16 protein-coding genes, 3 tRNA genes and 3 rRNA genes are annotated in these 24024 nt (G+C 42.1%); 8 read left to right on the top strand and 14 right to left on the bottom strand.

Annotated elements, in window-relative coordinates; all coding sequences use genetic code 11:
* Nucleotides 1-112: 112 nt before the first annotated feature.
* Entirely contained in the window at nt 113-1180 is a 1068-nt protein-coding gene (locus AC6H44_RS00110; RefSeq protein ID WP_500736735.1) for a CNNM domain-containing protein, read from the bottom strand.
* Nucleotides 1181-1262: 82 nt separating this feature from the next.
* On the opposite strand from AC6H44_RS00110, the gene AC6H44_RS00105 reads away from it, so the two are divergent.
* Nucleotides 1263-3755, top strand: coding sequence for an alpha/beta hydrolase family protein (locus AC6H44_RS00105; RefSeq protein WP_500736734.1), 2493 nt, complete (start codon nt 1263-1265; stop codon nt 3753-3755).
* 153 nt (nt 3756-3908) lie between these two features.
* Complete coding sequence (locus AC6H44_RS00100; RefSeq protein ID WP_500736733.1) at nt 3909-4613, top strand: response regulator transcription factor; 705 nt, start codon at nt 3909-3911, stop codon at nt 4611-4613.
* Here the strand turns inward: AC6H44_RS00100 and AC6H44_RS00095 are convergent.
* From AC6H44_RS00095 to nudE, 7 genes are all read right to left on the bottom strand, one after another.
* A complete protein-coding gene (locus tag AC6H44_RS00095) occupies nt 4610-6121 on the bottom strand; it encodes a YifB family Mg chelatase-like AAA ATPase (RefSeq protein WP_500736732.1) in 1512 nt (503 codons plus the stop codon). The two genes, AC6H44_RS00100 and AC6H44_RS00095, sit on opposite strands and share 4 nt — an antisense overlap.
* A gap of 34 nt (nt 6122-6155) precedes the next feature.
* Complete coding sequence (locus tag AC6H44_RS00090; RefSeq protein WP_500736730.1) at nt 6156-6770, bottom strand: trimeric intracellular cation channel family protein; 615 nt, start codon at nt 6768-6770, stop codon at nt 6156-6158.
* A gap of 519 nt (nt 6771-7289) precedes the next feature.
* Nucleotides 7290-7366 (bottom strand) — tRNA-Met (locus tag AC6H44_RS00085).
* A 173-nt stretch (nt 7367-7539) separates the two neighbouring features.
* Nucleotides 7540-7616 (bottom strand) — tRNA-Met (locus AC6H44_RS00080).
* A 78-nt stretch (nt 7617-7694) separates the two neighbouring features.
* Nucleotides 7695-7771 (bottom strand) — tRNA-Met (locus tag AC6H44_RS00075).
* A 241-nt stretch (nt 7772-8012) separates the two neighbouring features.
* Nucleotides 8013-8810 (bottom strand): 3'(2'),5'-bisphosphate nucleotidase CysQ, encoded by a 798-nt coding sequence (gene cysQ, locus AC6H44_RS00070; RefSeq protein ID WP_500736728.1) that lies wholly within the window; start codon nt 8808-8810, stop codon nt 8013-8015.
* Nucleotides 8803-9375 (bottom strand): ADP compounds hydrolase NudE, encoded by a 573-nt coding sequence (gene nudE / locus AC6H44_RS00065; protein WP_500736727.1) that lies wholly within the window; start codon nt 9373-9375, stop codon nt 8803-8805. Before nudE ends, cysQ begins: the two co-directional genes overlap by 8 nt.
* 244 nt (nt 9376-9619) lie before the next feature.
* Here nudE and yrfG point away from each other — a divergent pair, with 244 nt between their 5' ends.
* Nucleotides 9620-10267 (top strand): GMP/IMP nucleotidase, encoded by a 648-nt coding sequence (gene yrfG / locus AC6H44_RS00060; RefSeq protein ID WP_500736726.1) that lies wholly within the window; start codon nt 9620-9622, stop codon nt 10265-10267.
* 1 nt (nt 10268) lies between these two features.
* Here yrfG and AC6H44_RS00055 read toward each other — a convergent pair whose 3' ends face one another.
* The 3 genes from AC6H44_RS00055 to AC6H44_RS00045 all read right to left on the bottom strand — a co-directional run bounded on the left by AC6H44_RS00055 (nt 10269) and on the right by AC6H44_RS00045 (nt 11655).
* Nucleotides 10269-10895: a dUTP diphosphatase gene (locus AC6H44_RS00055; RefSeq protein WP_500736725.1), complete on the bottom strand. Its 627-nt coding sequence runs from the start codon at nt 10893-10895 to the stop codon at nt 10269-10271.
* Nucleotides 10896-10948: 53 nt separating this feature from the next.
* Nucleotides 10949-11317, bottom strand: a complete 369-nt coding sequence (locus AC6H44_RS00050; RefSeq protein WP_500736723.1) for a YacL family protein — start codon at nt 11315-11317, stop codon at nt 10949-10951.
* 113 nt (nt 11318-11430) lie between these two features.
* Nucleotides 11431-11655, bottom strand: coding sequence for a hypothetical protein (locus tag AC6H44_RS00045; RefSeq protein ID WP_013463755.1), 225 nt, complete (start codon nt 11653-11655; stop codon nt 11431-11433).
* Nucleotides 11656-11960: 305 nt separating this feature from the next.
* On the opposite strand from AC6H44_RS00045, the gene uvrD reads away from it, so the two are divergent.
* From uvrD to AC6H44_RS00020, 5 genes are read left to right on the top strand one after another with little or no spacing between them, the layout of a single operon-like run.
* Nucleotides 11961-14126 carry a DNA helicase II gene (gene uvrD, locus AC6H44_RS00040; RefSeq protein WP_500736721.1) on the top strand — a complete coding sequence of 722 codons (2166 nt, stop codon included), beginning with the start codon at nt 11961-11963 and terminating at the stop codon, nt 14124-14126.
* A complete protein-coding gene (locus tag AC6H44_RS00035) occupies nt 14104-16194 on the top strand; it encodes a GNAT family N-acetyltransferase (RefSeq protein WP_500736719.1) in 2091 nt (696 codons plus the stop codon). The genes uvrD and AC6H44_RS00035 overlap by 23 nt, the downstream gene beginning before the upstream one ends.
* Nucleotides 16195-16225: 31 nt before the next feature.
* The gene (locus AC6H44_RS00030; protein WP_500736717.1) at nt 16226-17071 is read left to right on the top strand and encodes an ABC transporter substrate-binding protein; all 846 of its coding nucleotides are present in this window, start codon (nt 16226-16228) and stop codon (nt 17069-17071) included.
* The gene (locus AC6H44_RS00025; protein WP_500736715.1) at nt 17061-17303 is read left to right on the top strand and encodes a hypothetical protein; all 243 of its coding nucleotides are present in this window, start codon (nt 17061-17063) and stop codon (nt 17301-17303) included. Before AC6H44_RS00030 ends, AC6H44_RS00025 begins: the two co-directional genes overlap by 11 nt.
* 56 nt (nt 17304-17359) lie before the next feature.
* On the top strand, nt 17360-18217 hold the full coding sequence (locus AC6H44_RS00020) for a chemotaxis protein (protein WP_500736714.1): 858 nt from the start codon (nt 17360-17362) through the stop codon (nt 18215-18217).
* A 291-nt stretch (nt 18218-18508) separates the two neighbouring features.
* Here AC6H44_RS00020 and rrf read toward each other — a convergent pair.
* The 3 genes from rrf to AC6H44_RS00005 form a co-directional block, all read right to left on the bottom strand.
* A 5S ribosomal RNA gene (gene rrf, locus AC6H44_RS00015) occupies nt 18509-18623 on the bottom strand.
* Between the two features lie 134 nt (nt 18624-18757).
* Nucleotides 18758-21745 (bottom strand): 23S ribosomal RNA (locus tag AC6H44_RS00010).
* Nucleotides 21746-22044: 299 nt separating this feature from the next.
* Nucleotides 22045-23580: ribosomal RNA gene (locus AC6H44_RS00005) — 16S ribosomal RNA — on the bottom strand.
* The 16S, 23S and 5S rRNA genes sit together here, the layout of an rRNA operon.
* Nucleotides 23581-24024: the final 444 nt, after the last annotated feature.

Raw genomic sequence — 24024 nt, 5'->3', positions numbered from 1 at the left:
GGCGGTAGTATACCTTTTCACCAAAAAAGTACGAGCCAAATGGAGGATATACTTTAGGCAACTATTTTTTAAAGTATATAAATCTCAAAAACGAAAAAGCAGCTAACATGCTTTAATCTGGTTGATTGTCATCATCACTGACTATATGCTTACTGTTGGCTAAACGCTGATGCCAGCGTTGCTTTGCTACGGCGCGCATATTGGTGGATTGGTCTCGCTCATCAACAATTTCTAAGCCCATAAGTGCTTCAATCATATCTTCCAGGGTTACAATTCCTTGCACATCGCCGTACTCGTCTATCACTAAACAAATATGTGTACGTTGGGTGAGTAATGTTTGTAATAACGACGATACGTTTTGGGTACTCGGTACTGTGTAAATAGACTTAACCAGTTTACTAATTTTGTACTCTGTGCCTAATCGGTGATACGCCAACATAATGTCGTTTTTATGTACAAAACCAATAATATCATCGGCATCTTTATCAAAAACGAGTACTCGTGAAAATGCCGATGAACCATGTTCATTTAAATACTGATTAACGGTGAGATCTTTATGTATTTTAAAAATGACCGTACGAGGAGTCATTAAATCGGTGAGTTTAGCGTGTCTAAAATGCAATAGGTTACGAATTATTTCTGATTCATCGGCATGCAGTGCTCCCGATTCACTGCCAATATCGGCCATGGCTTCTATTTCTTGGCGAATATAGTAGGCCTCATTATGTTTTTGCCCCATCATATTGGTTAACTTTTGTGCAACCCACACAAACGGCTTTAAAACTAACACTAAAATACGTAATCCATACGTCACATTGGGGGTTAAAGCACGCCAATAGTTAGCACCTAGCGTTTTTGGAATAATTTCAGATAACACCAGTACTAATAAAGTCATAATCGCAGATGCAATACCCACAGCCGCATCTGAAAATACCACTGCCGCTTGAGCACCTACCCCCGCGGCTCCAGCAGTATGGGCAACAGTGTTAAGGGTTAAAATAGCAGCTAATGGTTGATCAATATTCGTTTTTAGTTTTTCAAGCTGCTTAGCTAGCACCGGACGCTCTTTGCGTAGCGATGCAACATAGCTCGGAGAAATACTTAATAGCACCGCTTCCATAATTGAACACAAAAACGAAATGACAATTGCAACCACCATATAAATAATTAATAGTGCCACTTTTTTCCTCTACGTTGAATATATAAGCACAATACCAATACATGCTATATTTGGCCAAACTCTAAAAATAATAGGCATAACAATGAATTTAAGCACACTTTGGCATCGTTACGCAAAACGGTTTACTTACTTGGCAACGCTATTAGCAATTAGTAGCATGAGTTTAACGACCTTAGCCGCTTCACTCGATCAATCAAAAATCCAGTTTATTGGCCCATTGGCAGAAGATATGCCAGCAAAGCCATTTCAAACACCGCATGGCAAAGCGGTTATTAGCAACCTGATCACACAACTTGAAGTAAATACAGACAGCTTGGTTGTGTTTGGTAAAAAACATCAGTGGCAACCACTTAATAAAATGGACGCGCTGACTTTAGGTGGTTTACAAGTGCTTAAATTTAATATTGAAACTCATCGATTCACCCAAGGCTCTTTAAATATAAAGGGAATGGAGCAAGGCCATGTTTTTATTAATGGTGAGCAGCAAAGTAGTGAGGATCATAACTATAAGATTGCATTAAATAACGGCTCTCATACGGTTATTATTATTGCTCAACAAGTCGATAATTGGCGTGATGTCACCTTAGATTTTGTGCCAAAAACTGAAATTGACACAATTAATCTAACTACAAACAAAACAAAGCGCTTATCTGCTAAACAGTTGTTCGACGCTCCAACGATTAGCGAATTGTCTCTATCTCCTGATGCTAAGCATTATATCAGCACAACAAGGCGTTACAGCGATAAAACAGCCAATAACGCCATTACCACAACCGAACTTAAAAATACTAACAAGCAAACGCTATACAGATTTGAAGCGGCTCAGCCTAGTCAGTTCACTTGGAGTCCTGACAACCAGTTTTTAGTGTACTTGCTCAATGGCGAATTAAAGCAATTAAACCGTAATACACTGACCATAAAAACCTTAGCCTCTAATCTTGAGGGGGTTAGTAGCTTTAATTATTACAATGACCACAGTATTTTGTTTAGCTGGTCTAAGTCGCCAGAGGACAATAACAGCCTTACAAAACACCATAAAGGTCTGCAAGATCGTTGGTCATACGCCCGCACCGTTAACCAACTATATTTGTTAGATACAAAGAGTGGATTAATTAAAGCCCTTACTGAAGGCGTATTAAGCCATCGGCTTGAAGATATTAACAGCAACCGAGGAAAGCTCTTAATTAGTCGCCCTGTTATGGCGATGCAAGCCGCAACGCATCCAGAAACTGAACTAATTGAACTCACATTAAAATCAAACAGCGTTAAATCGTTAGGCAAGTTCAAAACCTTTAATCAGGCAAAATATACGACAAACGATATTTACGTTGTTGCTGGCCCCGATTTTAAAAATGGCGTTGGCCGCGCTATACCCAAAGACATGCTGGCTAATAATTACGACGGCCAACTGTATTTACTAACCGACAACGGTAAAAAAGTAACGGCCTTAAGTAAACAATTTAACCCCGCAATAAGCACATTAGGCGTACTAAGTAATGGCGATGCGTTAATAAAAGTAACAGAAAAAGACACTCAACCACTGTATTTATTCGATCGTAGTAAACAACGCTTTAAAAAATTAAACACAGGGTTTGATATTGTACAGCAGTTTAGTTACTCAAATGTTCGCAATACCCATATTATGCTCAGTGGCACTAATGCCTCCAGCGCACAGCAACTTAAGCGCTTTGATTTGAATAAAAACCAAACAGAGTTAATTTGGGATTCAAACCCGATTGCATATGCCAATACGGCTATTCCTACGCTTGAAGAATTTAACTTTACCAATAAACGTGGCGTTGAAATAGCTGGCCGTGTTTACCTGCCAAATAATCTAGATAAAACGAAAAAGTACCCTGCGCTTGTTTATTACTACGGTGGCACGTCGCCAGTGACTCGAGGGTTTACAGGACGCTATCCTTTTAATTTATGGGCGGCAAACAACTATGTGGTTTACGTTGTGCAACCAACCGGTGCAACAGGCTTTGGACAAACCTTTTCAGCGCAACATGTAAATGCATGGGGCGATTATACCGCAGACGACATTATTGAAGGCACTAACGCATTTTTAGCTAAATATGATTTTGTAGACACTAACAAAGTTGGCAACTTAGGCGCATCGTACGGTGGTTTTATGACTATGCTACTTGCTACTAAAACCGATATGTTTAGCGCATCGATTGCTCATGCAGGTATTTCAAACTTAACCTCTTACTGGGGTGAGGGGTGGTGGGGTTATTTATATTCTGCTGAAGCCTCTAAAAATAGCTTTCCGTGGAATAACCCCGAACTTTATAGTCAACATAGCCCAGTGTTTCACGCCGATAAAGTAACTACACCGTTATTGCTTATTCATGGTGACAGCGATACCAATGTCCCAGTCGGTGAAAGCTTAACTATGTACACAGCACTGAAATTACTAAATAAAGACGTTGAGTTTATTGAATATAAAGACGCAGACCATCAAATATTTGCGCGCGATAAACGCTTTAATTGGTGGAACACTATGCTGGCTTACTTTGATAAAAAATTAAAAAATGAGCCGCAGTGGTGGGATTCAATGTATAACCAATAGTAATTTATAATGCGCACTTTAAATAGTTTGCAAAAGTGCGCCCTTTAAAACAATTTTATTTAATATAAAGTTACGGAAAAACAATAATCTATATGTTATGCATGCAAAAAATAATGTTAACATGCAAAGCTGCAACTAAAAAAATAATAGACTATGGCAATAAATGTTTTATTGGTTGAGGATGACGAGCTGCTCGTAAAGCGCATCCAACATCATTTTATAAATACCGAATTCTCTATTGACGTTGACACAACAGGTGCCGATGCTTTAAGCATGGTTAAAAACCGTGTAAATCAACGCAGTGCTATTTCACTGGCAATTATTGATATTGTACTACCAAAGTGCGACGGCTTACAGCTTGCCAAAGAGTTAAATACGCTCACTGATATTGGCGTTATTTTATTATCGAGTCGCGACTCTCAAGCCGATCGCATTGCTGGCCTTGCGCAAGGTGCTGATGACTATATTTGCAAGCCTGTCGATTTACTTGAATTAGAGCTTAGAATGCGTGCTTTATATAAACGTGTAGCAAACAATAACAGCACCGATGACAGCGAAGAGTTTATTGAATATGCTGATTTTAAACTTCACCCTGATAATCGCACGCTAATTACCACAAGTGGCATTGAATCACGACTCACCGAGGCGGAGCATAAAGTGCTTATTTGTTTAATCGGTAATGCAGGCAAAGCAACATCACGTGAAAGAATATCTGAAAAAATAGGTCAACCTGACTGGAGTCCAAACGATCGTACGGTAGATGTGTTAATTGGTCGTTTGCGCAAAAAGCTAAATGATGAAAAAGATCAAAAACGCATCGTCACCGTTCGTGGTAAGGGTTATATGTTGTCTATTTAGTATTGAGTTAGCTGCGATAATAAACGCTCAAATGCTCGATAATTAAGCGCTTCTTTTAATTCATTCAGGGTAATATTTGTTTGCCCCTTTAAATCACTTATTGTTCGCGCTACTTTAATCACCCGATGGTAAGAGCGCGGCGATAACGAAAGCTTCTCACTGGCTCTAGCTAAAAACTGTAGCTCCGCAGGCGCTAGCTCACAGAACACGCCCATTTCTTTGTTATTTAGGCGTGCATTAACTTTACCTTGGCGTTTAAGCTGAACAGCATAAGCCGCTTCTACTCGCGCCCTCACCACAGCACTGGTTTCTTCTTCGGTAGTACTTTGTAGCTCCACACTACTTAACCTAGGCAGCTCAACTTGTAAATCAATCCTATCGATAAACGGCCCTGATACTCGCGATAAATAACGCATCACTTGATCAGGTGTCGCCCTTTTATCATGATGGCAACCTGTTGGGCTAGGGTTAAGTGCTGCAATAAGCTGAAATTGCGCTGGAAATTCCATTTGTCTTGCAGCGCGTGAAATAGTAACAGTACCGGTCTCCATTGGTTCTCGTAACGAGTCGAGCACTTTTCGCTCAAACTCAGGAAGCTCATCTAAAAATAACACCCCATTGTGTGCAAGCGATATTTCACCCGGCCTTGGGTTAGACGACCCCCCGACTAAGGCAACGGCTGAGCAAGTGTGGTGTGGGTTTCTAAACGGGCGCTGACGCCAATTAGTTAAATCGATAGAGTGACCAATAATCGAATACAATGCCGCGGTTGCTATTGCTTCATCATCGCTCATGGTTGGCATTATCGTGGCCATTCGCTGAGCCAACATCGACTTACCCGTTCCTGGCGGTCCTAAAAAAAGTAAGTTATGACCACCAGCGGCGGCAATTTCAAGTACGCGCTTAGCGCCGGGTTGACCTTTTACATCACTTAAATCGAGTAAAAAATCAGGCGCTTGGGTACAATCAGGGTATTCAATATTGAGTGGTAAGGGCTGTTGATTTAACAAATCGCCCCACACCTCTTGAATGGAGCTTACGGCTTTACGTTTTACACCATTGACCAAACTTGCCAAGCTATCGTTTTCAAGAGGTAAAAAGCAGCAACGGTTTTGTTCTTTAGCTGCGAGCACTGAAGGCAAAATAGCATTAACCGCACGAATTTCACCATTGAGTGCAAGCTCACCGTAAAATTCATATTTATGAATGTCAGGGCAAACGATTTGCCCTGAGGCAACTAAAATACCCACGGCTATCGCAAGGTCGAACCGCCCGCCATCTTTAGGTAAGTCTGCAGGGGCTAAATTAACAGTAATACGTTGATCGGGAAATCCAAATTGAGAGTTTTCAAGTGCGCTTCTTACTCTATCTTTCGCTTCTTTTACTGAGGTCTCAGGTAAACCCACAATATGAAATGCCGGTAAACCATTGCCTAAATGCACCTCAACCATAACCTCGGGGGCATTTATTCCCATCTGTGCGCGAGAAAATATACGAGCTAACGACATTCCTTATCCTAATTAATAGCAATATTAAACTAGTTTAGTCAGGATATTTAAAAACATGTAATACAATCTTCCACTTAATAGCCGCAAAACGCAGTAATAAGGTCATTAACATGCTCAAAACCATTGCCACTTCAACCGTTAATAAAAGATTTATACTTAACGTGTAAACTATACCACCTGCAATACACGTAATAGCATAAAGTTCGCCCTTGAGCAGCATAGGAATATCTCGCGCCAGCACATCTCGTATCAGCCCACCAAAACAAGGGGTGATCACCGCCATAATAATAATTGTTAAATCGGGCATACCAGCCAACTGCGCTTTTTGCGCCCCCATTACCGCAAAAAATGCCAAACCAAACGCGTCGGCTGTTTGCAACACATAATAAGGAATCGATTTTTGTTTATTTATCAGTCGTGTTGTAACCAGAACTGCGGCCAAAATAGCGTAAAAATAGCTTTGATCGTGTAGCCAAAACACGGGCTGATCGAGTATCACATCGCGAACGGTCCCGCCACCAATAGCCGTAACGGTTGCAAGCACAACCACACCAAAGCCATCCATTTTCTTTTCATAGGCAACCAAAGTACCCGATATAGCAAATACCGCTACACCAATTAAATCAAACCAGTGATAAAGTTCTGTCATAATTTTGATTACAAAAAGTTTTAAAGAATTTAGTGCATAGCATACTAAATATTCAGCAATAACACTTTTAAAATTTCAGTAATTGCGGGAGCTAGAGTTTATGGAGAATGAACGCCTCGCGCAGTGACAACGACCTTTGCAGGCTAATGAGGAGCCGAGCCCGACGCGCTTTTAAACGCACTAGATTTTAGGCACAAAAAAACACGCTTTAGGCGTGTTGCTTTAATATAACTTTTTATTTCAGTGGTTGCGGGAGCCTGAGTTTATGGAGAGCGAACCGACGACCTTCGGGTTATGAGTAGCCCAATCTTTGCATTCACTGAATTTTAGGCATAAAAAACACTCATATAAAGTGTCTATTCATTCTTACATTTTATTTCAGTGGTTGCAGGAGGCAGAATTTATGAAGAGTGAACGCCTCACGCCTCATGCAGTGACGACGCGCTTCTTATTCACTAAATTTCAGACATAAAAAAACACGCTTTAGGCGTGTTGCTTTAATAAAGCATGCTATTTCAGTGGTTGCGGGAGCCGGATTTGAACCAACGACCTTCGGGTTATGAGCCCGACGAGCTACCAGACTGCTCCATCCCGCGCCTGAAATTGCAGATTTATTTATAGTTGCTTACATTGCAACTTAGCTTCCAATCTTAAAAAAATTGGTTGCGGGAGCTGGATTTGAACCAACTACTTTTGCTGGCTAATGAAGAGCTGAGACCGACGAGCTTTTCCTTAACTAACATTTACAGTACCGTTTCTTAAAAAGAAATGGTTGCGGGAGCCGGATTTGAACCAACGACCTTCGGGTTATGAGCCCGACGAGCTACCAGACTGCTCCATCCCGCGCCTGTATATTTTAAGTCTATCGACTAGTTAATTTTAACTCCTAACCATGAGTTTTACAGTACCATTTATTAAAAATAATGGTTGCGGGAGCCGGATTTGAACCAACGACCTTCGGGTTATGAGCCCGACGAGCTACCAGACTGCTCCATCCCGCGCCTGTATGTTTAGAGTCCCAGAGCCAGATTTGAACCGACGACCTTCGACTTCAGGTTTAAGCAGTCCGGCGAATGATTTATCATTCTGCTCCATCCCGCGCCTGTAATTTCTTTGTAACAGCATCGTGTTATCCACAAGCCTGTTTCGAAGAGAGCGCTATAATATAGGAATAAACTGATAATGCAAGGATTTAGTAATTAAAAACGTTTAAGTGAACAAAAACCCATCAAACAGTAACTATTAAAGTGATCGCTGATGTGGATTTATCATTTTTTGCCATTCCCAATCAGCATGTCCCATAACAATAAAGTCAGGATTTTCAGTGCTTTCGCGTTGATTATAGGTTAAAGGATTAAACTCAGCGTCGGTAATACATCCCCCCGCTTCTTCAACAATAACTTGCGATGCGCCCGTATCCCATTCACCCGTTGGGCCAATCCTTAAAAAGCAGTCAGCTTTACCTTCAGCAACAATACAGGCTTTAAGTGAACACGAACCCAAGGCAACCGTTGCAAATTGCGCATTTAAATACTGGCTAACAGCCTCTATTTTTTGGCGGCGACTTACCGCAAGGGTTAAGCTTTCTGGCGGTGCTACAAATATTTGCTTATCAGTGCCGTTTTCACGCTTAAATGCACCATTGTTAGCCGTTGCAAAGTAGGTTACCCCTTTTGCTGGCCAATGAATAACGCCTAGTACAGGGTGATTATTTTCTATTAGTGCAATATTAACGGCAAAGTCACCACTTTCGAGGATAAATTCACCGGTACCATCCATTGGATCTAATAACCAATAACGCTGCCAATGCTGTCTCTCTGCCAAAGCGGGGATTGGCGTTTCTTCGGACATAATTGGAATATCGGGAGCAAGCGCTTTTAAACCAGCGACAAGTACATCATTTGCGGCTAAATCGGCTTTTGTAACTGGCGTATGGTCTGACTTTTGTTGTTGGCCAATATCGTCTTTTTTATAAATAGCCATAATTGCATTACCTGCACTCTGGGCAAGTGTTATGCATGGTTCAAGTAAGTTATTCATTAACGGCTCCTGAGGCTAAGTACTTATCTAATAATAGCAAAGCGGCAACACTACGTGCTTCAGTAAAGTCAGTTTGATCTAATAACGATTGCCATTGCGCTAGTGGCCACTTTACAAGCACTAAGGGCTCGGGCTCATCACCGGGTAATATTTCAGGGTATAAGTTTTTGGCAAACAGTATATGCATAGTGGCGTTAAAATAACTTGGCGCCATAGTGACCGTTTTAAGCGGTTTAAAATACTCAGCACCAAAGCCGATTTCTTCTTTAAGCTCTCTATTTGCAGCTTGCTCAGGCGTTTCACCAGGGTCAATTAACCCTTTAGGAAATCCTAACTGATAGTCATTAGTACCTGCACAGTATTCACGCACTAACAGTAATTCGTTTTCTGTCGTTATAGGCACAATCATCACGGCGCCACGGCCACCGCCGCGAATTCGTTCATACTGACGCTCTTCATTATTTGAAAATTTTAGCTCTAAAGACTCCACAGTAAATAAGCGACTTTTAGCGACAACATTATTACTGAGAATTTGTGGTGGTGTTGGGTGCTTTTTCTGTGTCATGGGCATCAATTTACTATCATTGCAGGTATACTAATCATATACCCAAATGAGTATAATATGCGAGTTTAGGTTTGAATTAAAAGCAATTAAATTGAGCAATTAACTCTCGGTCATTATTTATTTCGCGTTATTAAATGCATCATTAATAGGGTATCGTCGGGTTTATGCTTTTTATAACTTAATTAACAAAGTTCATTTTATTTCGCTTCATCGCAATGTCGTTAAATTTTCACAAGGATACACCATGCTCAACTGGTCAAAAATCGATACTGTATTACTTGATATGGACGGTACATTACTTGATTTACATTACGATACCGACTTTTGGCTCAATGTTGTACCAAAGCAACATGCCTTGGCTCAAAACATTAGTGTAGATGAAGCGCGCGCTGATATTTTAACGCGCTATCAAGCGGTTAGTGGCACTATTGAGTGGTACTGCTCTGATTATTGGCAAGCACAATTAAACTTACCTATTCTTGAGTTAAAGCGTCAATCTGCCCACTTAATTAAAATACGAGAAGATGTTCCGCACTTTTTAACCGAGCTTAGAAAAGCAGGTAAAGAGCTCATTTTACTTACCAATGCTCATCCAGAATGCGTGATGCTTAAATTTGAACATACCGCCATTGATAACTATTTAGATGGGGTGGTATCGACTCATGAATATGGAGTAAGTAAAGAGCAACAAAGCTTGTGGCATAAAGTGCAAAAAGATTTGGGGTTTGATAAACGCCGCACTTTATTTGTGGACGACAGCTTACCGGTATTACATGCCGCACGAGAATACGGCATTGAGCATTTACTTGCGGTTGCTAACCCTAATAGCCAGCAACCACATAACGAGATAACCGATTACTTAAGCATCACCGATTACCGTAATATTATTTAATTTATTCGCCCTGAGGGTAACGTGTTACTAAGCCTTGATAAACTTGTTTTGCAAAATCTGCATGTTCAGTATCAAGGTTTTTAACTACTTCTACTAAATGTTCGTTATCTTCTTGGCCATGCCATACTTTAATATAACTGCCGTCTTTATAACCATGATCTTGGCGGAAAAAGTTCAGCGTATTTTTACCCACATAGCCACGGTATAAATCGTCTATATCCATACCTATTTGCGCCATACAACCAGCAAACGCTGCCGCATTAAAGGCTTTATTGGCAACAGCACTCGCTGCCAATAGCTCAAGGGTTTGTTTAAAGTCATCACCTTGTTGTGGTGCATTTAGCTCTGTTTGTAGCTGGATAGCAATGTGCTCATAACTCGTTTTACCATCAATGCGTAATGATAAACCGAAATGAAAAATATCAACCAACTCTAAAATCACCTGTTCAGTATCTGGGGTTTGTTTTTTCCACCATTTCCAACCGTAATGATCCAACATTTCTGCACATTCAACCCAAATAGCTCTGTACCATTCAAAGCCCTGACTAAACCACCGCTCATGTACTTTGGTATTCATGGCATTTTGCATTTCTAGCATCACTACTAGTTTGTTTAAATTGGCAGACATATTGGTTCCACTGTTGGATTTATAATTGAGGGTAATAATACAGATAATATAACTTAACGACCAGTTGAAAACTCATGCCATGAGTTGATCAGGTCAACAAAGTCTTCAAAACCACAACCACTGCTTAAATCGTTTTCTTCAAGCATGAGCTCGTCATCTTGGTAGGCTATTAAGTCCTCGTTATCTTGGTGCAATGCATGCGCTTCAAATATCGCTTCAACCTTAGAAAGGATCAGATCAATTTCTTGGCCTTTAAGCGTTACCGGCTCAAAGCTTGAACTCACCGAGCTAATAAGTGCCTGTACCATCGCGACTTTGTCTTTGCCTATTTCTTCATTTAACCAGCGGCCAATAATTGTATGCTCGCTACTTATTTTAATTCTTAACCCACTAATAGGATCGCGAATGAATTGGTATTCCATAACGTTATTCCAGTATTGCTAATTCAGCAGATTATAACCTAGTCAGTTATGAATAACGTAAACCAGATACAAAAATAGCGCCACAAAGCGCTATTTAAGTATTATCAATTTAGCTAACCGCCAGAACGGTAACGTGCAGCATCAATAATTGCCCATAAGTGAAATACGGCTCCAATAACGGCTGGAACAACTAAAAACCATAATGCATAACCGCCAAAAACCAGAATGGCAAACACCAGCGCTGCTAAAATCCGCCCCTGCACTAACTGCCCTAAACCTGGGAAAAAAATATTACATAAAGCAGCAATTACATTACCGCCAGAACCTTGTTGAGACATACTCACCTCTGTCATTTAATTAATTTTGTATCTGTACTTATTATTTATACTTACACACTTTATGCCAATTTATTAAGGCTTACAAATCATATAGTTAAATTATTACGAATTAATCGCTTTGGTATTTTTTGCTAAAAATAGGTCAAATTAACAATTCTGAATAGATATTTTCCACTATACATTAACAGCAATACAGTAACTTAGTTGCCTATTTTATAAATAGCTGTTTATAAAAACAGTATTTTATTTAGCCTAACAAAAACACCTGTTATACTGCTGGCATTATTGATTAAAAAGGCGTAACGATGGACGTTTCAGAATTACTCGATGGCTTAAATGATAAACAACGCGATGCCGTTGCAGCGCCATTACAAAACATGCTGGTATTAGCAGGAGCAGGTTCAGGTAAAACTCGAGTATTGGTTCATCGTATTGCCTGGTTAATGCAAGTGGAGCAAGCCTCTGCCTACAGTATTTTTGCGGTAACGTTTACTAATAAAGCCGCTAAAGAAATGCGCTCGCGGGTTGAAGAAACATTAAAAGCCCCTGTCGGCGGCATGTGGATTGGTACTTTTCACGGTTTATCGCACCGAATTTTACGTGCGCATCACCGTGAAGCAAATTTACCTGAAGCCTTTCAAATTTTAGACTCTGACGATCAGCTTCGTATGATCAAGCGTTTATTAAAATCGATGAATATCGATGATAAAAAATGGCCAGCAAAACAGTTTGGTTGGTACATAAGCGCTAAAAAAGATGAAGCGTTGCGCCCTAAAGATATTCAGGCTTACGATATAAATGAGCAAATGATGCTTCGCGTTTATGCGGCCTATCAAGAAGCCTGCGATAGAGCGGGCCTAGTTGATTTCGCTGAAATATTACTACGTAGCTATGAAGTTCTTAAAAATAACTCAACGCTGCTGCGCCATTACCAGCAACGTTTTGCCCATATGCTAGTAGACGAGTTTCAAGATACCAATACCATTCAATATGCATGGCTAAAACTACTCGCTGGCGATACCAGCAGTATCATGATTGTAGGTGATGATGATCAAAGTATTTATGGCTGGCGCGGTGCAAAAATAGAAAACATTAAACGCTTTTTAACCGACTTTGATGCACAAACCATTCGCCTTGAGCAAAACTATCGCTCTACTGCCACTATTCTTAAAGCCTCAAATGCGTTAATTCAAAATAATTCCGAGCGCATGGGAAAGAACTTATGGACTGACGGTAATGACGGCGAACCAATTTCTATTTATGCCGCCTTTAACGAATTAGATGAAGCGCGCTTTGTGAGCAGCAAATTACGCAGCTGGCTTAATGCCGGAAATGCGCTACAAGATGCCGCTATTTTGTATCGCAGTAATGCGCAATCGCGGGTACTTGAAGAAGCCATGCTGCAAGAAGGACTTAAATACCGAATTTATGGCGGTATGCGATTTTTCGAACGCCAAGAAATTAAAGATGCCCTCTCATATTTACGCTTAGTGGGGAATCGTCAAGACGATGCGGCATTTGAGCGTGTAATTAATACCCCAGCCCGCGGCATTGGCGATAAAACACTCAGCCATATACGTGACTGCGCTCGCGCTGAATCTTTGCCGCTTTGGTATGCTGCTAAAGCCATTGTAGAGCAGCAGCATTTATCTGGGCGCGCATCAGGCGCGGTTGCCAAATTTGTAGAACTCATTGAGCACATTGAAGATAAAATTAGTGATTTAACCCTGCATGAGCAAGCTAAATATGCCATTCAAACCTCAGGATTAATGGCCATGTATCAGGCTGAAAAAGGCGAAAAAGGCCGAGCTCGAGTAGAAAACTTAGAAGAATTAATTAGTGCCTGCGATCAATATGAACTCCCTGAAGATGAGGAGTTTAGCTCACCGCTGCAAGGCTTTTTAGCCTATACCTCACTTGAATCGGGTGAAGGCCAAGCCGATGAGCACGAAGATGCGGTGCAAATGATGACTCTTCACTCTGCTAAAGGTTTAGAATTTCCACTGGTATTTATGGTCGGTGTTGAAGAGGGGATGTTCCCATCACAGCAAAGCAATGAAGAAACCGGCCGCTTAGAAGAAGAGCGCCGCCTTTGCTATGTTGGTATGACCCGTGCTATGGATAAGCTGTATATAAGCCACGCCGAAAGTCGCCGTTTATACGGCCAAGAAAAGTACCATAGCCCATCGCGTTTTTTACGCGAAATACCTGAAGACTGCGTAGAAGAAATTCGCATTAAAACGCAGGTTTCTCGCCCACCGGCAGCGGGTCGCTTTAGCGCATCGGTTAGCCACGTCGCATTTGAAGAAAGCGGGTTTAATTTAGGTCAACGTGTACTGCATGCAAAATTTGGTATTGGCACTGTACTTAACTACGAAGGCAGTGGTGCACAGTCTCGCGTACAAGTTAATTTTGACGACTTAGGCAGTAAGTGGTTAGTAACAGCTTATGCAAGACTACAAGCCGTTTAGCTCTGTTTTAAAGCGTGTACAACAGCAACTAGCGCATGCTAAGCATCGCCAGTTACTGCTACTTACAGGCGATAAAAATTGGTGTTATGAGCAATGCATTCAGCTGCTTGCTCATTTACAGCAACCCTCCTTGGTTCTCTCTAAAAATACTCATTTAGTTAATGCACACTGGCCAGCACATACTCACCAAATTTTAGGACAAGAATATGCGCACGCTGTTTACGATGGCTACAGTGGTTTAGAACCAGATAAACTAGCTGCGCTCAGTGGCGTTGTGCAAGCAGGTGGTTTTTTAATTGTTTTACTGCCCGAACTTGAAGCTCTTGAACACTGGTGTGATGACGCCCTGCCCTTATTTCAATCATTTGGGCAGGCGCATTCTTATAGCTTTTTTAACCAACGCTTAAAACGTATACTGAGTAACGCCAACTTATTACACTTTAGCCAGCAGCACGGCTGCAAGACTATTGCCGACGTTGACTCAGCAGCGGGTGCGATAGATTTTACAGAGCAACAACAATGTATTGAATTAATAATAAAAACAGCGAATGGGCGAGCAAATCGACCATTATTGATTAATGCAGATCGCGGAAGGGGAAAGTCAGCCGCATTAGGTATTGCTGCAAGCCAGCTTGGTGATAAAAAAATACTTATCTGCTCTATGCAATTTAGGGCACTACACAGTAGTTTTAAGCATTTAGCAAACGCGCTTAATATAAGCTATCAGGCTAGCGATAAGCACATTGCAAACATGCACTATGTTGCACCTGATCATCTACTCAATGAACAGCCTCAGTGTGACTTATTACTCGTTGATGAAGCAGCAGCAATCCCAGTACCTATACTCATAAAAATGCTAAAACTTTATCCTAGAGTGGTATTTTCAAGTACGATGGTTGGTTATGAAGGTAACGGCCGCGGTTATATTTTAAAGTTTACTCGTTACCTCAAAACGCATTTTAAGAACATGCGTAACATCAACCTTGAGCAGCCTATCCGTTTTGCAAAACGTGACCCTTTAGAGCAGCATCTGCATACATTATTAGCTTTAGATGCAGAGCACCACAGTGCCAACTTAAATAAAGCTCCTTTGCAATTTAAGTATTTACAAGCAAATCAACTTACTTCTAATGAGCCACTCCTTTATCAAGTTATTGGATTACTAACGCTTGCACATTATCAAACCAGTGTGAATGACTTACGCTACTTATTAGATGCAACTGGGCAACGTTTATTTGTTTGTCAGCAAGGTAATAATATTATTGGTGTATGTTTAGTGGCAATTGAGGGCGGATTTAATACGGCATTGAGCGATGAAATAGTGCAAGGTAAGCGCAGACCTCAAGGACATTTAATGGCACAAACACTGGCACAATTAAGCTTTAACGCTGAGTTTTTAAAACAACAGTGCGCTCGTGTGGTGCGTATTGCCATTGACCCAGATCAGCATAATAAACACCTAGGAACACAATTACTTAATTACTGTGAACAGCAGTTAGAAAATAAGTGTGACTGGTTTGGTGCCAGCTTTGGTTGCAATGCCCAATTACTTAATTTTTGGCAAAATAATGGTTTTAATTTAGTAAAGCTTGGCTTTCAAAAAGAAAAAGCCACCGCTGAACATAGCGCATTAGTAGTTAAAAGCTTAAATAAACGTGATCACTTAGTAAAACAATTATCCAGCCAGTTTGAAGCTGATTTCCCTCTGCAATTACTCGATCACTTTAATCAACTTGATTATCAACTAGTTGCAAAAATAGTGTCACATTTTAACGCTTATGCCACCGATAATGTCGATAAATTAAGACTAAGTTCAATGATAACAAGCAGATACCAGGTTTATAATATAAAACCACTGCTATGGCGGTGCTTTTGGGCCTCGCCTAATAGTTTGCCCAGCAATAACGATAATTTCCAATTTGTTTTTATTAGACTAATATTACAAAATTGGACACCTAAAAATATACAGGCTGAGCTAAAACTCGATGGTATAAGGGCATTCAATACTTTATTCAAACAGGTGGTAGAGAGTTGGTATGAATACATCGCGGGTAATAAAAAAACTTAACATCCTCCTGATTATTTTTTTGCTGTCACCTTTGTTAACACAGGCACAACAAGCAGAAAAAGCCGTAATAAAATTAGGCATGTCTACCGCATTAAATGGCCCAGCAAAAAATATTGGCCAACAGCTGTATAAAGGTAGCAGTGTATACTTTGATAAGGTTAATAATACGGGTGGTATCAATGGAGCTCGGGTGCAACTTTTAGTTGCCAACGATAATTATGAACCAAGACAAGCTGTTAATAATACCCGTGCATTTATCTATGAAGATAAGGTCGATGCGCTCTTTGGTGCTATGGGCACCCCAACTAGCCATGCCATCATTCCTTTGCTTGAGCAATCACAAACTCCATTTTTAATGCCCTTTAGCGGGGCAAGTTTTTTACATGAAAAATCGCGAGCTAACATTTTTAACCTAAGAGCCAGTTATAATGATGAAGTTGCAGAGCAAATCAAATACCTTGTGGAGGAACGTAAGCATACTAACATTGGGCTATTTATTCAGGCCGATGAGTTTGGCTTGTATGTAGAATCAGGGCTGAGAAAAGAATTAGCCAAGTATGATCTTATTCCTATTAAAGTGGCTCGTTATCAACGTAACAGCCAGGATATAAAATCTGCGCTTAATGCTTTACAAGCAAGTGGAGTTACAGCTGTCTGTTTAGTTGGCACCTATGCTCCACTGAGTGAGTTTATAAACAGCGCACATGCTAAAAACTTTACCCCTGACTATACCAGTGTCTCCTTTGCATCAAGCTACGACTTATTCAAAGCAGTATCTTCTTTGAAAAATATAATGGTTACCGAAATTGTTCCTGATCCATTAAAATGCAACACTAATTTATGCAATCAATTTTTAAGCGATCGATATGCAAGCTAACAATATTTCAATGCCAAACCGTTTGCATTTTGAGGGCTACATAAACGCGATGGCCTTTAGTAAGGCTGCTAAAAAGTGCCCAACTCCCTTACAGCAAACCTGCCTAATAAATGAATTAAACTCTTTATTAATAAACGATAGACCAATTCGTAAGTTATTTATAAATAGTGAAAATAAAAATAAACGTAATGTTTATCGCTCTTATTATCCGAATTTAGGTGTGAATAAATAAATACCTTTTAAATATTGTTCTATCCTTAATATACAAACTAAGCATGTGAGGGCATTATGGACTTAATTAACTTTAAAGTAGGTTATAAAACCATTTCACTTAAAATTCTTGATATCTTATTAACAGAGCAATTTAATAATAACCTCACGGCATTACCTAACGGCAACAAAAGCTTTTTAGGTGTTAAAGATTACATGGAAATTCCAACCCCTGTGTTCGACTTAGGGATCATCTTAAATGGAGTCTCTACAGAGCACAGTAATTTAGATTCATTAAAGCAACTAAAGTCTTGGCAAAAGCAGCTAATTGCCTGGTTTAATAAATTAGAACAAGAGTTACTAGTTTCACAAAGTTCGTTAAAGGCAAATCAGTATGAACTTACTGATTTTGAGCAATTTTATACTGAGTTTAAAACAGATAATGACGAATTGAAAAATATAATGTCACGCTTTGATAGCCCGTTTAAATCACTTCTACAAAAAGTGGCAAACACGATAGAGATACACAGGCAACATAACAATGAACAAGTGAATGCTCAACTTGAGATTATAAGACGCCATGATCTTATTCATTTAGAGCGATTATTTGAATCCGCTAAAGAACAAATAACTTTAGACTATAAGCCTATTATTGTTTTTACAACCAAAGATGGAATGACCCCACATGTTGGTCTACTCGTTGATAAAGTAGAAGATAATATTGAATACAGAAAAGAAGATATTAAGCCACTCAATAAGTTAACCGAAGTAGGATTCGATATTGATCCTCAAACAAGGAACATGATGTATGGGCTAATCAAACTCGCTGATAAACACAGTGTGCTTATTGATCCCAGCGCTATATTTAAACCCAAAGAACTTGAAACACTTAGCACCTCAGATAAGCCTGAAACAGAAGCCTATGGACTGTTCTAAGTACTAGATTTTATTTTCACTTTCCTGCAGATGCAAAAAAGCCCGACTATTTCTAGTTGGGCTTTCTCAATTTGGAGCCTGGTAATGTCGTAGTGCCCACAGCGGTAGAGTATGCATTAGGCTCTGAGGTGATCGTCGCGTTCTTTTGCCCATGGGTTTCGTGATACTCAACCCACGCTACGGTGGTCAGGTTGACGCTGTGCAACTGGTAGCTGACGGCTTAACGCTGATACTTTATTTTAGACAACAAAAAACCCGCTACATTGCTGTAACGGGTTTCTCATGTTTGGAGCCTGGTAATGTCCTACTTTCACATAGCAAATGCTACACTATCATCGGCGCTGTTTCGTTTCACTACTGAGTTCGGCATGGGGTCAGGTGGGTCCAAAACGCTATTGTCACCAAGCAAATTTGGTGTTAGTTCGTACTAATACGCACTAACTAAAATTTGGAATTCTGATAATAAAGAGTATCGTAAATCTACTTTAGTTATATTAACTTCTGCGCTTAAACTATCACATAAAACGCGTTTGGCGTTGTATGGTTAAGCCTCACGGGTAATTAGTACAAGTTAGCTTAACATGTCACCATGCTTCCACACCTTGCCTATCAACGTTGTAGTCTTCAACGGCCCTTCAGAGACTTTAAAAGTCTAGTGAGAACTCATCTCGAGGCCTGCTTCGCGCTTAGATGCTTTCAGCGCTTATCAGTTCCGAACGTAGCTACCGGGCAATGCCATTGGCATGACAACCCGAACACCAGCGGTTCGTTCACTCCGGTCCTCTCGTACTAGGAGCAACCCCTCTCAATTCTCAAACGCCCACGGCAGATAGGGACCGAACTGTCTCACGACGTTCTAAACCCAGCTCGCGTACCACTTTAAATGGCGAACAGCCATACCCTTGGGACCGACTTCAGCCCCAGGATGTGATGAGCCGACATCGAGGTGCCAAACACCGCCGTCGATATGAACTCTTGGGCGGTATCAGCCTGTTATCCCCGGAGTACCTTTTATCCGTTGAGCGATGGCCCTTCCATTTGGAACCACCGGATCACTATGACCTACTTTCGTACCTGCTCGACGTGTCTGTCTCGCAGTTAAGCTGGCTTCTACCATTACACTAACCGTACGATGTCCGACCGTACTTAGCCAACCTTCGTGCTCCTCCGTTACTCTTTGGGAGGAGACCGCCCCAGTCAAACTACCCACCAGGCACTGTCCGTAACCCCGATTCAGGGGCCAACGTTAGAACATCAAAACTACAAGGGTGGTATTTCAAGGTCGACTCCACAAAAACTAGCGTCTCTGCTTCTAAGTCTCCCACCTATCCTACACATGTAGGTTCAATGTTCAGTGCCAAGCTGTAGTAAAGGTTCACGGGGTCTTTCCGTCTAGCCGCGGGTACACAGCATCTTCACTGCGATTTCAATTTCACTGAGTCTCGGGTGGAGACAGCGTGGCCATGGTTACACCATTCGTGCAGGTCGGAACTTACCCGACAAGGAATTTCGCTACCTTAGGACCGTTATAGTTACGGCCGCCGTTTACCGGGGCTTCGATCAAGAGCTTCTCCGAAGATAACCCCATCAATTAACCTTCCGGCACCGGGCAGGTGTCACACCGTATACGTCATCTTGCGATTTTGCACAGTGCTGTGTTTTTAATAAACAGTCCCAGCCACCTGGTCACTGCGGCTCCAATTAGCTCAGGGAGCAAGTCCCGTCACCCATCGGAGCGTACCTTCTCCCGAAGTTACGGTACGATTTTGCCTAGTTCCTTCACCCGAGTTCTCTCAAGCGCCTTAGTATTCTCTACCTGACCACCTGTGTCGGTTTGGGGTACGATTCGGTATAATCTGAAGCTTAGAGGCTTTTCCTGGAAGTATGGCATCAGCAACTTCATCACCGTAGTGACTCGTCTCGTGTCTCAGGTTTAATGTTTGTCCGGATTTACCTAAACAAACGCCCTACTCACTTTCACATGGACTACCAACGCCATGCTTGCTTAGCCTGCTCCGTCCCCCCATCGCAATTATACCAAGTACGGAAATATTAATCCGTTTCCCATCGACTACGCCTTTCGGCCTCGCCTTAGGGGTCGACTTACCCTACCCTGATTAACATGGGATAGGAACCCTTGGTCTTCCGGCGTGCGGGTTTTTCACCCGCATTATCGTTACTCATGTCAGCATTCGCACTTCTGATACGTCCAGCATGCCTCCCGGCACACCTTCAACCGCTTACAGAACGCTCCCCTACCACTTGAGCATACCCCGAAACTATCTCTATCATCATCGACTCACGTTTAGGTGACGCTTGAACGCTGGGCGCTTCGCGCTGTCAACGTTAATCAAAATAGCTTGGGTGGTATGCTCAAATCCGCAGCTTCGGTGCATAGTTTAGCCCCGTTACATCTTCCGCGCAGACCGACTCGACCAGTGAGCTATTACGCTTTCTTTAAAGGATGGCTGCTTCTAAGCCAACCTCCTGGCTGTCTGGGCCTTTCCACATCGTTTCCCACTTAACTATGACTTGGGGACCTTAGCTGGCGGTCTGGGTTGTTTCCCTCTTCACGACGGACGTTAGCACCCGCCGTGTGTCTCCCGGATAGTACTTTACGGTATTCGGAGTTTGCAAAGGGTTGGTAAGTCGGGATGACCCCCTAGCCTTAACAGTGCTCTACCCCCGTAAGTATTCGTCCGAGGCTCTACCTAAATAGATTTCGGGGAGAACCAGCTATCTCCCGGTTTGATTAGCCTTTCACTCCTAACCACAGGTCATCCCCTAACTTTTCAACGTTAGTGGGTTCGGTCCTCCAATTGATGTTACTCAATCTTCAACCTGCCCATGGCTAGATCACCGGGTTTCGGGTCTATACCTTGCAACTATTCGCCCAGTTAAGACTCGGTTTCCCTACGGCTTCCCTAATCGGTTAACCTCGCTACAAAATATAAGTCGCTGACCCATTATACAAAAGGTACGCAGTCACCTAACAAGTAGGCTCCTACTGCTTGTACGTACACGGTTTCAGGTTCTATTTCACTCCCCTCACAGGGGTTCTTTTCGCCTTTCCCTCACGGTACTGGTTCACTATCGGTCAGTTGGGAGTATTTAGCCTTAGATGATGGTCCACCTATATTCAGTCAAAGTTTCACGTGCTCCGACCTACTCGATTTCACTTAAAATGCGTTTTCATGTACGGGACTATCACCCTGTATCGTGGCGCTTTCCAGCGACCTTCCATTAACACATAATTAGCTTAAGGGCTGTTCCGATTTCGCTCGCCGCTACTCTCGGAATCTCGGTTGATTTCTTTTCCTACGGGTACTTAGATGTTTCAGTTCTCCGCGTTCGCTTCGTTAACCTATGTATTCAGTTAACGATACCTGCAAGCAGGTGGGTTTCCCCATTCGGAAATCCTAGTCTCAAGTGCTTTTTACTAGCTTGACTAGGCTTATCGCAAGTTAATACGTCCTTCATCGCCTCCAACTGCCAAGGCATCCACCGTGTACGCTTAGTCACTTAACCATACAACCCAAACGGGTCTTTGTTTTGTGACAGTTTAACTTCGCCAGAAGTTAATATTGAATACTAAAGTAGATACCAATCAACAAACGTAAACGTTTATTAAATGGCACTGAATGATACTGCTATCATTGTTTTTTACTTTTGAAAACTCTGTACAAATAACAAATGTCATTCATACGAATTTTATTATCAGCTTTTCCAAATTTTTAAAGAGCAATAAAATCTGCTTCGCATCGCGCAGCGAGATTTATAAACATTCATCTGTGTGGACACGTCGAACAAATAAGTTCTAAATCGTATAAGGAGGTGATCCAGCCCCAGGTTCCCCTAGGGCTACCTTGTTACGACTTCACCCCAGTCATGAATCACTCCGTGGTAAACGTCCTCCCTAAGGTTAGACTATCTACTTCTGGAGCAACCCACTCCCATGGTGTGACGGGCGGTGTGTACAAGGCCCGGGAACGTATTCACCGCGTCATTCTGATACGCGATTACTAGCGATTCCGACTTCATGGAGTCGAGTTGCAGACTCCAATCCGGACTACGACGCACTTTAAGTGATTCGCTTACCTTCGCAGGTTCGCAGCACTCTGTATGCGCCATTGTAGCACGTGTGTAGCCCTACACGTAAGGGCCATGATGACTTGACGTCGTCCCCACCTTCCTCCGGTTTATCACCGGCAGTCTCCTTAGAGTTCTCAGCATTACCTGCTAGCAACTAAGGATAGGGGTTGCGCTCGTTGCGGGACTTAACCCAACATCTCACAACACGAGCTGACGACAGCCATGCAGCACCTGTATCTCAATTCCCGAAGGCACAGCAAAATCTCTTTCGCCTTTTGAGTATGTCAAGTGTAGGTAAGGTTCTTCGCGTTGCATCGAATTAAACCACATGCTCCACCGCTTGTGCGGGCCCCCGTCAATTCATTTGAGTTTTAACCTTGCGGCCGTACTCCCCAGGCGGTCTACTTAATGCGTTAGCTTTGAAAAACAGAACCGAGGCTCCGAACTTCTAGTAGACATCGTTTACGGCGTGGACTACCAGGGTATCTAATCCTGTTTGCTCCCCACGCTTTCGTACATGAGCGTCAGTGTTGACCCAGGTGGCTGCCTTCGCCATCGGTATTCCTTCAGATCTCTACGCATTTCACCGCTACACCTGAAATTCTACCACCCTCTATCACACTCTAGTTTGCCAGTTCGAAATGCAGTTCCCAGGTTGAGCCCGGGGCTTTCACATCTCGCTTAACAAACCGCCTGCGTACGCTTTACGCCCAGTAATTCCGATTAACGCTCGCACCCTCCGTATTACCGCGGCTGCTGGCACGGAGTTAGCCGGTGCTTCTTCTGTCAGTAACGTCACAGATGTGAGGTATTAACTCACACCCTTTCCTCCTGACTGAAAGTGCTTTACAACCCGAAGGCCTTCTTCACACACGCGGCATGGCTGCATCAGGCTTGCGCCCATTGTGCAATATTCCCCACTGCTGCCTCCCGTAGGAGTCTGGGCCGTGTCTCAGTCCCAGTGTGGCTGATCATCCTCTCAAACCAGCTAGGGATCGTCGCCTTGGTGAGCCATTACCTCACCAACTAGCTAATCCCACTTGGGCCAATCTAAAGGCGAGAGCCGAAGCCCCCTTTGGTCCGTAGACATTATGCGGTATTAGCAGTCGTTTCCAACTGTTGTCCCCCACCTCAAGGCATGTTCCCAAGCATTACTCACCCGTCCGCCGCTCGTCAGCAAAGTAGCAAGCTACTTTCTGTTACCGCTCGACTTGCATGTGTTAGGCCTGCCGCCAGCGTTCAATCTGAGCCATGATCAAACTCTTCAATTAAAAGTTTTTTCTTCCCACTCAATTAAGATATGAGACTGCTCAATGAATTCTGAATTTATTTAATATCTTTCGATATTGAATTGACTGTGCCGAAGCAACTTATAAATAAGTTACTTCTGTTGGTCACTCAGTTTCTCTTTCGAGAAAACACATTGAGACTCTAAATTTTTTGCCTTACTTAGTAAACTAAGCTTGGCTGTTAGAACTCAATCTGTACGAGTGCCCACACAGATGATTGCTTTATATTGTTAAAGAGCTATACCGGTTACCCGGTTGCGATTAAAGTTAAACTTTATCTCACTAGGGCTGCGCATATTACGCTTTCCTGTTTTTTTGTCAACACTTAAATTAAAATTTCCGAAAAATTCTAAACTCAAGTTTTACTCGACTAACTGATTAGCTTGTGCAGCTTAAGCGTTGCCTGCTCTGCCGTCTCAGTGGGGT

It is taken from the genome of Pseudoalteromonas sp. TAP-3C (assembly GCF_059888565.1).
Note: the sequence above shows the minus strand (reverse complement) of the source record. Positions and strands in the feature narration are given on the sequence as shown.